Here is a 13,569-nt window from a genome sequence, read left to right as displayed (position 1 = left end):
ATGTCTACTAGAATAAGAACTTTTGAGCTAGGTGATACTAATCTCTCTGCCAACGAGACCACCACGCTTACCATTGTTTTTGAAACGCCTGTTATAGCTTTTGATGAGAATGATTTGACGCTTACAGGTGTCACTCTTGAGAGCTTTACGCCAGCTGGTGATGGCTTTACTTGGACAGGTACCGTCAAAGCGGCTTCTGATTACAATGGAGATGGGTTAATAGTAATTGATGCTAATAATTATTTTAACGCAGAGAATGGTGAGAGAGGTATCAGTTTCGACTTAGAGTTTAGTGTCGATACAACTGCCCCTCTCGAGCCTACTATTGAGCTGCCGACACCTTCTGGGGATAATGGCGAGTACAATATTGAAGATGCTAATCCAGATGGTACGGTAACGGCAACCATTACCCTACCAACGTCAGACAATGAGTTTGAAACCACTATGCCTGGTGATACCTTGGTGGTGAATGGCAACGAGTACGAAATCACTCAAGATATGATTGATAATGGGTTTGAGGTAAACGTTCAGCCAGGTCAACCCATTGAGGTTTATATTGAAGATGAGGCAGGTAATACTGGACCTTCGATACAGCAACCTGTTCCAAATGCCGATCTTGTGGCGCCTGAAGCACCTACTATCAGCTTACCTGATGATACTGATGGTGATGGTATTATCAGTTATGAGGAAAGTCAGTATAGTACAAATGGTAATCCTGAAAATACTGATTTCATCGTAAATGTTGGCAGTGATGCTGAGGTTGGAGATACACTAACAGTTAACGATGAACAAGTAACAATAACCCAAGATATAATTGATAATGGATATCAAGGTACTCTTCCTCTAGTAGATGGTGAGCAAATTGGCATTGAAGTTACCGTTACGGATCAAGCAGGTAATACTTCTGAAGTATCACAAGAGAATGCAACGGTAGATTTAACCATACCCGATGCAGATCCTATCTACTTGTGGCATTTAGGTTACAATTTGAATGATACCATAGCACCATCAGATCAGCGTGGTAAGTCTGGAGGTAAATATGGAAATGAAGTTGCCTACGAAACAGGGATATTTAATGATTATATCTATATAGGCTATGATGGTATTAACGAAGACGGCAGCTTAAATAAATCACGTTGGGATGGTGATTTTGAAAGAGATACCGGTGATGGTAATGCCGTATGGAAGATGGAAACTTATGCTGGTAATGACGTTGTACAGATACGTGATGATCAAAATGCGTATACGGTAGCTTTATTGGGTACTGGTAATGATACCTACTATGTTCAAGGCGCATTAGATTCTAATCTTTATCAAGCTCAAAGTAACCCTGAAGCGCGTAGCTTTATCTTTACCGAAACTGGCGATGACACAGTAGTCATCGGGGGTAATGGAGAGGGCGAAGTTACTGGCTGGGGTATAGATGGAGGACGCATTTTTGCTGGAAGTGGCAATGATGATGTTCAAGTTTATGGCTCGGTGGATGACGGTGGCGTAATTGATCTAGGTGCTGGCCGTACAGAATATTCAAGTAGTAATAATTTTGATGCTGCCAGCTCAGTTGATGATGAAGGTGATACGAATACAGTAACTATCACGCACAACTTAGGCGAGATTGCAGCGAATGACTTTGGTCATATATTTGGTGGTAAAGGAGATGATACGGTAACAATTGGCAAGAATGTCAAAAGTTATAGCATTATTGATCTTGGAGACGGGACTAACGTCATAAATGTTGGTAATGATATCTCAGGAAAAGCCCAAATTATTACTGGAAGTGGTAATGATACTTTAAATATTGCTGATGATCTTCGTTCAAATGGCCAAGTAGATTTGGGAGATGGTGACAATATTATTAATATTGAAAGCAATCTAAAAGGCAACAGCATACTTAAGACTGGATCTGGTTCTGATGTGCTGAATATTTCTGATTCCATTAGAGACAAAGCAGTAGTTGAAATGGGCGCTGGTGACGATACGGTAATTATCGGAAATAGTATTCGTTATCGCTCAAGTTTAGATTTAGGTGCAGGAGACGATACGCTGTCAGTATCTGATATGCATGGGAATAGCTTCTTAGATGCTGGAACTGGTGATGATGAAGTGACTATCGATACCATGCATTTTTATACAACGATGCTTCTAGGAGATGGTGACGATGTGCTATCTATTAATGATATGCATAATAATAGTCAAGTAGATGCAGGATCAGGTGATGATATTGTTATCTTCTCAGGTAAGAAAATGAACGGCTTCGTAGAAGGTGGTGAAGGTACTGATACTCTACAATTAACTTATAATGAAGATGATAGCTTAGTTGGCAACTGGAGTTGGCAACATGTGACGAATGTCTCCACATCTGACTTTAGTAATGTAGAGATCGTTGAAATGACTGGTCAAAATGCCTTAGACATACGGTTTGAAGACTTGGTCCGTGATGCTGAACGCGATGGTCCTTTATATGTTAAAGGAGATAATTCAAGTAAAGTTGATTTAGGATCTACCAATTGGAATAGCGACGGCGCTGATAAAGCCAAATTTGATGATACCTCTACAGACGGTAATTGGTCAAAAATATCCAGTACAACTGTTGAAGGTTTAAATTATGATGTTTATCAAAATTCATCAGCCATTGATGGTTCTCATGATGTATATATCGAACAAGGTATTGTTGTCATATAAATTATAGACATTGTTCACAATTATTCATTTTTACAAAAAAACACCTTTAGTTTATCTAAAGGTGTTTTTTTATTACATATAATTATAATTAAATTAATTATAATAGACTATAAATTAAAAAATGGTAAATATCTTGGTTTTATAATTATAATACTTAAATGTTATTGTTAGATATATTTATAATTTACCTAATGTATAATATTAAAGTCTATTATTTTATTTAAGTTATTAAATTTTAGCATAAAATAATTAATAATTTTATTTTAATTAACTTCTAAAATATAGTTAAGTTGTAACATGAATACATATTGATAGATCAAATAATTAATTATCTACTTTAAATTAATTTTGATTAAAGATTATTAGTAATTAATTTAACTTAAAAACTATATAGTTTATTTAAAAACTTATATTGTTTATGTTAAATATTTATATAATATATTATATATACTTAATAAATAAAACTTAGAGGTCATAGTACATGATTAATAGTAAGAATAAAATAATGTAGTTTATTGCCATATTCTCAATAAAGTCACCTACTTACTAAATTAATTTTTTAATTTTTAATAAGAATATTAATAGGAAAATGTATTATGAAGGGTTTAAATAAAATGAATACTAAAATTTCTACACTAACATCTGCCTTAATGCTGGCTATATTAACCACACAACCAGCAACAGCAGAACCAACAGAAGCGTCAGTAGTCTATAACCCGAATAGCATGCAGCACGTACAATGGTATAAATCAGGTAACACCGCCTATCAAGAAGAGGTCGCGCTTAACCTGCCCAATAACGAAACCAACCTCATATTCGTCAGACCCCTAGACGCTGATGGCATAGACACCAGTGCCAACATCGCCATCGATGACAGATTCCAAGTCAGCCTACAACCAGGACACTACTCGCAAATCAGATATTGCAGTGGCGTGCACAAAATAGACATCGCCACCACCGAAACCAACCTCAACAACTTTGAATTAGCCACAAGCTACCAAGTAGACTTTCCCGCCCAGCAAAACAACTACATCTATGTCGACGTAGATGACAGCACAAAGCAGCCACAGCTAAGCAAGCTCACACCAGAGTATGCCAAAGAGCTTATCAGCAGCTATCCAGAACAAACCCATCAAATCAGCCGCGTACAGCGAAACTGTCCAGAAGTAGTCGTACCTGAGCCTGTCATCAAAGTAGAAATAGACAAACCAATCAACCTAGAAGTCCTATTTGAATTTGACAAAGCCATCGTACAACCCGTATTCAACCAGCGCATCGAAGCGGTTGCCAACTTCATGAAGAAATATCCAAATACAACCACACTCATAGAAGGCCATACAGACAGCATCGGTAACGACAGCTACAACATGGACCTATCACAGCGCCGAGCAGAAGCCGTCAAACAAGAACTTGTCAACAAATACGGCATAGACGCCACAAGACTAAACACGCAAGGCTTTGGAGAAACCAGACCTGTTGCAACAAACGCTACAAAACAAGGGCGATATAAAAACAGACGCGTCGTCGCCACCGTAAGCGCAACCGAATAAGCAAACTAATATAAGCAAACTAAAGAACAAACAAAATTAAAAAAATCAGAAAATAGGAACACCCCATGAGCACAGTAATCGTAAAAGTAAACAACGCCGTACAAACCATAGCAGAACATCAAGTTGTCACCAAAGACGGACAACCAACAGTCATAAAAGCGACTGAAAAAGCAAACTATGAGCTTGTCAATCCGCAAACAGGCGTAGCGCCTGATCACATAGTGACCAAACGAGTCGGTAAAGATCTACACGTCTCAATGGAAGATGGTGGTCAAGAAAGCGATCTAATCATAGAAGGATATTATGATCAGCCAGATGGCGCATTGATTGGCCAAGCAGAAGATGGCAGCTACTATTACTATGTACCAGATACAGGTGAGGTGGCCGATTATGTGACTGAACTTGAACCTGGTGCAACAGAGGGTCAAGCGTTAGGGGGTAATGCACAGCCTACCCCTTATTGGGTCGGTGCGACTGAAGATGGCGGATTTGCATGGTTGCCATGGCTTGCAGGTCTAGCGGGCATTGGCTTGATAGCAGCGGCGCTTGATGATGACGATGATGATACACCTACGCCTGCACCTGCGCCAGTAGCAAACGTTTTAGTGGACACACTAGAGAACATAGAACCTAGCGAACAAGATCCGGATGGTAGCACCCTCATAACCGGAACCGCACAGCCTAATACCAACATCGTCATAGTAGAACTTGACAGCGCTGGCAACCCCGTACTTGATGAAAACGGAGAGCCAAACATCGTTGGAACAGGAACCACCGATAGCAATGGCAACTTTACCGCAGAATCAGGCAAACCACTAGAAGACGGCGTTCAATATGACGTCATCGCCCAAGATGACAGCGGTAATCAAATTGGAGAAGAAGCGACCGTAACCGGTGACTTAACTGACCCAATCACCCCAGACCTTATCGCCCTTGAAGACGGCTCAGTAACCGCAGAACCGGTAGATGAAAACGCCGTAGAGATGACCGTAGACTACACAGACGAAAATGATCAGCCGCAGCAAGTTGTGGTAGAAAAAGGAGACGATGGACAATGGGGCGCAGCAGAGGGCACCACATTACCAGAAGGCGTGACCGTAGACCCAGCAACCGGTAAAGTCACATTATCGCCTGATTCAGTCAAAGACGGCTCAGTAGTAGAAGCCACAAACGAAGACAACTTTGGCAAAGACTCCTCAGCACAAACCAATGCAGGTAATGATCTTGAATCTCCAATCGCTCCAAGCTCACCTACCCTTGTTGCTAAGCCTGACGGCTCTGTCGAGATGACCCCATCTGATGAAGCAACTGATGCAAAAGTCGACTTCATAGATGAAGAAGGTAACGCGCAAAGCGTAGAGATCGAAAAAGACCCAGAAACAGGCGAATGGCAGCCAGTAGATCCTGATACCGTACCACCAGGTGTCACCGTAGATCCTGAAAATGGTACTGTCACATTACCCCCTGACGCCGTAGAAGACGGCTCAAATGTTCAAGCTGAAAACAGCAATGAAGGCGGAACATCAAGCTCAGAAACTACTGCCGGTAACGACATAGAAGATACAACAGCACCAGATGCACCTAACTTAATCGCTAAGCCTGATGGCTCAATTGAAATGACCCCATCTGATGAAGCAACTGATGCAAAAGTTGACTTCACAGATGAAGAAGGTAACGCGCAAACCGTAGAGATCGAAAAAGACCCAGAAACAGGCGAATGGGGTCCGACTGAAGGTACTGAATTGCCACCAGGTGTCACCGTAGACCCTGATACAGGTACAGTAGTCATACCACCAGAAGGTGTTGAAGATGGTTCAACAGTTACAGGTGAAAACAGTAACGACAATGGATCTTCAAGCTCAGAAGTAACAGCAGGTGATAATGACCCCAATACTGATGATATCGGTCCAAACGCCCCAGATTTAGTAGCAAATCCAGATGGTTCAATAGATATGACACCATCTGACGACGCAACAGATGCAACCGTTGATTTTACTGATGAAGACAATCAACCTCAAAAAGTTGAAATACAAAAGGATCCACAAACAGGTGAATGGGTACCCGCTGAAGGTACTGAATTACCACCAGGAGTCACATTAAATCCAGAGACTGGGAATGTCACCATAGCGCCTGACGGCGTACTTGATGGTTCACCTGTTGAAGCTGAAAACAGTAACGACAAAGGGTCTGCTGGTGCTGATACCACTGCAGGTAATGACATAGTAGACACTACTGCGCCAGACGCACCCACCCTTGATGCTAAGCCTGACGGCTCTGTCGAGATGACCCCATCTGAGGATGCCGACAAAGGTAAAGTCGACTTCACAGATGAAGAAGGTAACGCGCAAAGCGTAGAGATCGAAAAAGACCCAGAAACAGGTGAATGGGCACCAACTGAAGGTACTGAATTGCCACCAGGTGTCACTGTAGATCCTGAAAATGGTACTGTCACATTACCCCCTGACGCCGTAGAAGATGGCTCAAATGTTCAAGCTGAAAACAGCAATGAAGGCGGAACATCAAGCTCAGAAACTACTGCAGGTAACGACATAGAAGACTTAACCCCGCCCCCTGCGCCCACCATCATACCAGAAGCTGATGGATCAATGACCGTTAAACCTGCCGAAGAAGATGCGGTAGACCTAACCATTGATTACACAGACGAAAACGATCAAGAACAGAAAATTGAGATCGAAAAAGCAGAAGATGGCAGCTGGGCACCCAAACCAGGCACAACACTACCTGAAGGTATCACAGTAGACCCTGAAACTGGTGAAGTCGACATGCATTACGATGCCGTCAAAGACTTCTCAGAAGTTATCGCCTCAAACAGTGACGAAAATGGCAACACCTCAAGCTCACAAGCAACCAGCTCACGTGACCCATTGAATGGCCCCTACGTAGAAATTACCACAGGTGACAACGAATACATCAATCCTGAAGACCTAGATGAAGCAGGACAAGTCCCAGTAGAGATCATGTTCCCAGAAGATAGTGGATATCTACCAGGTGACAAACTACAAGTAACCGGACCTGATGGAGAAACAACAGAAGTAGAACTCACAGAAGATAACATAGAAGATGGTATCACCGTAGCGGTCACCCCAGTAGAAAATGGAGACACCACCGTCAGTGCCATCGTTAAAAACCCTGAAGACGAAGAGATTGGCTCAGGAAGTGACACCGCCCCCACTGACCTTGGCGTACCAGGCGACGTTGATGGCGATGGCACCCCAGATGACAACGACAACGATGACACCACCGACAAAGGTGCCCCAATCATCAGCTTCCCAGAAGACAGCAATGAAGATGGCACCCTAAACACCACAGAGAACAGTGCAAACCCAGACAGTACGCCAGTGCGCGTAAGCCTACCTGCGAATACAGAAGACGCAGACACCGTCGTCCTAACCATCAATGGTGAAGAACAAGAGATCACAGTCACCCAAGAAGCGCTAACTAACGGCTACGTAGAAGTGGACGCGTTGATCACAGACACCACCACCGCCATAGAAGCACAGGCATATGTCAAAGATCCAGCGGGCAACCAATCTAATACCGCAAATGACACCCTAGGTATCAGCCTAACCAATCCAGACGCACCGAGTGTGGTCATCACCGATGATAGCAACAACGATGGCTACCTAAGCGCCGAAGAGCTTAACGGACAAACCCAAGTAGAAGTTAGCGTCAGCGTACCAGACAGTGCTCAAATCGGAGACACCCTTGTGGTGACTGACCAAGCCGGAAACGAGCTTGGCACATTTACCGTAGGTGATGACATCACCAGAGGTGGCAGCGTAACCGTCAGCGCAGAAGTACCAGAAGAAGGCGAAACCCTAGAAGTCACCGCCGCGCTAAGCGACGCCGCTGGCAACACCACCGAAGGCTCAGACAGCGCCGTAGTAGACACCACTGCCCCTACAAGCGCACCGACCGTAACCATCACAGACGATGTTGACGACGATGGCTACCTAGACGCAGAAGAAGTTGGCGATAAAACCGAAGTAAGCGTAACCGTTGACATACCTACGGACGCCGAAGCCGGAGACATATTGACCGTCACCGACAATGCGGGTAACGAGCTTGGCAGCTACGAGATTGGTGTAGACGCCAGTGCCGGTGACACCATCACCGTCACTGCGCCTATTCCAGCAGATGGCGAGACCCTAGAAGTCACAGGGACACTGACAGACCCAGCAGGTAACAGCGTATCTGACACAGATAGTGCTGAAATAGACACCGTCGTACCAGGTGACACAGATGGCAACGGCACCCCAGATGACAACGACAACGATGACACCACTGACAAAGGTGCCCCGATCATCACCTTCCCAGAAGATGTCAATGAAGATGGCATCTTAAACGTTGAAGAAAACGGCGCCACCAAAGACACCACACCGGTGCAAATCAGCACCCCCACTGGCACCGAACCAGGTGACACCGTCGTCGTGACCATCAATGGTGAAGAACAAGAAGTGCCTATTACCGAAGCGGACATCGCCAACGGTTACGTAAGCGTTGATGCGCCCATACAGCCAGACGCTGACAACAACGTAGAAGACATACAAGTTGACGCGTATGTCAAAGACCCAGCAGGCAACCAATCAAACACCGCCTCAGAAAGTCTTGGTGTTGACATTGGCGTACCAGGCGACGTTGATGGCGATGGCACCCCAGATGACAACGACAACGATGCCACCACCGACAAAGGTGCCCCAATCATCAGCTTCCCAGAAGACAGCAATGAAGATGGCACCCTAAACACCGCAGAGAACAGTGCAAACCCAGACAGTACGCCAGTGCGCGTAAGCCTACCTGCGAATACAGAAGACGCAGACACCGTCGTCCTAACCATCAATGGTGAAGAACAAGAGATCATAGTCACCCAAGAAGCGCTAACAAACGGCTACGTAGAAGTGGACGCGTTGATCACAGACACCACCACCGCCATAGAAGCACAGGCATATGTCAAAGATCCAGCGGGCAACCAATCTAATACCGCAAATGACACCCTAGGTATCAGCCTAACCAATCCAGACGCACCGAGTGTGGTCATCACCGATGATAGCAACAACGATGGCTACCTAAGCGCCGAAGAGCTTAACGGACAAACCCAAGTAGAAGTTAGCGTCAGCGTACCAGACAGTGCTCAAATCGGAGACACCCTTGTGGTGACTGACCAAGCCGGAAACGAGCTTGGCACATTTACCGTAGGTGATGACATCACCAGAGGTGGCAGCGTAACCGTCAGCGCAGAAGTACCAGAAGAAGGCGAAACCCTAGAAGTCACCGCCGAACTAAGCGACGCCGCTGGCAACACCACCGAAGGCTCAGACAGCGCCGTAGTAGACACCACTGCCCCTACAAGCGCACCGACCGTAACCATCACAGACGATGTTGACGACGATGGCTACCTAGACGCAGAAGAAGTTGGCGATAAAACCGAAGTAAGCGTAACCGTTGACATACCTACGGACGCCGAAGCCGGAGACATATTGACCGTCACCGACAATGCGGGTAACGAGCTTGGCAGCTACGAGATTGGTGTAGACGCCAGTGCCGGTGACACCATCACCGTCACTGCGCCTATTCCAGCAGATGGCGAGACCCTAGAAGTCACAGGGACACTGACAGACCCAGCAGGTAATGCAGGTCCATCAGGTTCAGATAGTGCAGTTATTGATACTCAGGCGCCAACAGACAGCGAAACCACATTAGTTATAGATGACATCACAGATGACAACATCATCAACGCCGAAGAATCAGGACAAACGATCCCAGTCACCGGTACCGTAACAGGTGAATACCAAGAAGGTGACACCGTTACGCTCACCATTAACGGTACTGACTTCACAGGCAACGTTGCCGCTGATGGAAGCTATAGCATTGACGTACCAGGCAGCGATCTTGCCGCTGACTCAGACAGCACCATTGATGGCAGCGTAACCGCCACCGATGCCGCTGGTAACCAAGGCATTATCGACGCCACTAAAGCTTATGAAGTAGACACCACCATCAACCCACCGACCTTAGTCGAGATTGGTAACGGTGATGACTTCATTACAAGTGACGAGATTGACGCTGACGGCAACGTTGAAGTTACCGTAGGCTTACCTGATGACGCGATAGCAGGTGACACCGTCACAGTTAATGGCGTAGAGCAAGTACTAACAGACGACGACATCACCAATGGTGAAGCCATCGTTCCAGTACCTGCCCCAGCAGAAGGTGACACCCTAGATGCCCAAGCGACCATCACCGACCAAGCGGGTAACACCAGTGATCCGGCAACTGACAGCGCCACTGTAGACACCACAGCGCCAACAGACAGCGAAACCACATTAGTTATAGATGACATCACAGATGACAACATCATCAACGCCGAAGAATCAGGTCAAACCATCCCAGTCACCGGTACCGTAACAGGTGAATACCAAGAAGGTGACACCGTTACGCTCACCATTAACGGTACTGACTTCACAGGCAACGTTGCCGCTGATGGCAGCTATAGCATTGACGTACCAGGCAGCGATCTTGCCGCTGACTCAGACAGCACCATTGATGGCAGCGTAACCGCCACCGATGCCGCTGGTAACCAAGGCATTATCGACGCCACTAAAGCTTATGAAGTAGACACCACCATCAACCCACCGACCTTAGTCGAGATTGGTAACGGTGATGACTTCATTACAAGTGACGAGATTGACGCTGACGGCAACGTTGAAGTTACCGTAGGCTTACCTGATGACGCGATAGCAGGTGACACCGTCACAGTTAATGGCGTAGAGCAAGTACTAACAGACGACGACATCACCAATGGTGAAGCCATCGTTCCAGTACCTGCCCCAGCAGAAGGTGACACCCTAGATGCCCAAGCGACCATCACCGACCAAGCGGGTAACACCAGTGATCCGGCAACTGACAGCGCCACTGTAGACACCACAGCGCCAACAGACAGCGAAACCACATTAGTTATAGATGACATCACAGATGACAACATCATCAACGCCGAAGAATCAGGTCAAACCATCCCAGTCACCGGTACCGTAACAGGTGAATACCAAGAAGGTGACAGCGTTACGCTCACCATTAACGGTACTGACTTCACAGGCAACGTTGCCGCTGATGGCAGCTATAGCATTGACGTACCAGGCAGCGATCTTGCCGCTGACTCAGACAGCACCATTGATGGCAGCGTAACCGCCACCGATGCCGCTGGTAACCAAGGCATTATCGACGCCACTAAAGCTTATGAAGTAGACACCACCATCAACCCACCGACCTTAGTCGAGATTGGTAACGGTGATGACTTCATTACAAGCGACGAGATTGACGCTGACGGCAACGTTGAAGTTACCGTAGGCTTACCTGATGACGCGATAGCAGGTGACACCGTCACAGTTAATGGCGTAGAGCAAGTACTAACAGACGACGACATCACCAATGGTGAAGCCATCGTTCCAGTACCTGCCCCAGCAGAAGGTGACACCCTAGATGCCCAAGCGACCATCACCGACCAAGCGGGCAACACCAGTGATCCGGCAACTGACAGCGCCACTGTAGACACCACAGCGCCAACAGACAGCGAGACCACATTAGTTATAGATGACATCACAGATGACAACATCATCAACGCCGAAGAATCAGGACAAACGATCCCAGTCACCGGTACCGTAACAGGTGAATACCAAGAAGGTGACAGCGTTACACTCACCATTAACGGTACTGACTTCACAGGCAACGTTGCCACTGATGGCAGCTATAGCATTGACGTACCAGGCAGCGATCTTGCCGCTGACTCAGACAGCACCATTGATGGCAGCGTAACCGCCACCGATGCCGCTGGTAACCAAGGCATTATCGACGCCACTAAAGCTTATGAAGTTGCTACAGAGTTAAGCTATTCACCCACTGTCACTATAACTGAAGACAATAGCCCTGATGATGGATTTATAAATAATGCAGAGCTTAATGGTCAAACTGAGCTAGACGTTGAAATAGCTGTGCCATCAGATGCGCAAATCGGAGACGTCTTAACGGTTACGGACTATTTAGGTACTAGCTACACTTATGAAGTTGGTGATACCGTTTTACGTGGAGGTACAGTCACCATTCAAGTACCTGTACCCGCTGAAGGTGAGACAGTATCGGTTGAGGCGACACTGACAGACCAAACAGGTAATACATCGACTGGCTCAGACAGTGCTGTGATTGATACCACACCGCCTGAAGAGCCTATGATTAACATAATAGATGACAATAACAATGACGCCTTCTTAAACATTGCAGAACTTGATGGTAAAACTAATATTAGTGTTGAAGTAGAAGTCCCAATAACTGCAGAAGCAGGAGATGAATTAGTTATCACTGATAATTCTAATAATGAGCTTGGTAGATATACCGTAGGTACCGATATACAACCTGGAGGCAAGGTTACTGTACAGACAGACATACCAGCAGATGGTGAAACATTAGAAGTATCAGCAACATTGACAGACCCTGCAGGTAATTCAACCTTAGTATCAGACAATGCAATAGTTGACTTAACAGCACCAGACCCTGTCATACTTCCACGCACCAGACCCAATATTATCTTTGATGAAGATGGTAACTTTGTACGTGTTGAAAGCCAAGGTGCAGTCCGAGTTGAATCTAGTACTGATCCAGATACAGATTTAATGACCTTTACCTATACGGATGAATCCTATAACCCAGAGACAGGTCTGATTGGTACACCACATGAGGTGACAGTCGCTAGAGGAGACGATGGCAATTGGAACTGGCTTACGTTTGATGGTCAAGACGCTGTTGCTGACCCATCTGTCGTTCAATCTGCAATAGTACTTGATAACACTGATTTGAATGATGATGGGGTAAACGAAGCCGTTGTTGTCATCAATTCAGATAGAGCGCTTGATGGCTCCACGGTTACTGCTACTAATACAGATGAGGCGGGTAATACAGGCGCTACTATTAGTGCACAAAGTGTTGATGACGACCAAACTGGTGTAGAATACAATGTGCCACAAAGCGGTTTCCGAGCTGGTATAAACTTCGCAGACGACGCGTTTCAAGGGGAGATTGAATATGTTGGTTTCTTGGATGAAAACGGGGAATTTACTCAAGTTACTTCTGACGGCAGATTCCTTTTCGATGTAAATCGAGACGCAGATGGTGTTATTGATGGTTACGGATTTGAGGTGTTAGCTGAAGATGCCAATGACGGTGTAGGTACAACTCAGTGGCAATATGAACTCTTGTTCTTTGATGCTAACAAAAACCAAGTCTATGCAGATATTCAAAACTTGACTGAGGTGATTCAAGGTTAATACAG

General features: G+C 45.7%; 3 protein-coding genes. All 3 read left to right on the top strand.

Annotated elements, in window-relative coordinates:
- A complete protein-coding gene (locus AC21OH_RS03505) occupies positions 1-2,682 on the top strand; it encodes an Ig-like domain-containing protein (RefSeq protein WP_491140068.1) in 2,682 nt (893 codons plus the stop codon).
- Positions 2,683-3,296: 614 nt separating this feature from the next.
- The gene (locus AC21OH_RS03500) at positions 3,297-4,232 is read left to right on the top strand and encodes an OmpA family protein (protein ID WP_491140066.1); all 936 of its coding nucleotides are present in this window, start codon (positions 3,297-3,299) and stop codon (positions 4,230-4,232) included.
- Positions 4,233-4,297: 65 nt separating this feature from the next.
- Entirely contained in the window at positions 4,298-13,564 is a 9,267-nt protein-coding gene (locus tag AC21OH_RS03495) for a beta strand repeat-containing protein (protein ID WP_491140064.1), read from the top strand.
- Positions 13,565-13,569: the final 5 nt, after the last annotated feature.

The sequence above is a fragment of the Psychrobacter sp. CX10 genome, from assembly GCF_057621575.2.
Note: the sequence above shows the minus strand (reverse complement) of the source record. Positions and strands in the feature narration are given on the sequence as shown.

Bases quoted from the DNA above. Each gene is read 5' to 3' on its own strand.
- AC21OH_RS03505 (WP_491140068.1), top strand. From the start codon at position 1: ATGTCTACTAGAATAAGAACTTTTGAGCTAGGTGATACTAATCTCTCT.
- AC21OH_RS03500 (WP_491140066.1), top strand. From the start codon at position 3,297: ATGAATACTAAAATTTCTACACTAACATCTGCCTTAATGCTGGCTATA.
- AC21OH_RS03495 (WP_491140064.1), top strand. From the start codon at position 4,298: ATGAGCACAGTAATCGTAAAAGTAAACAACGCCGTACAAACCATAGCA.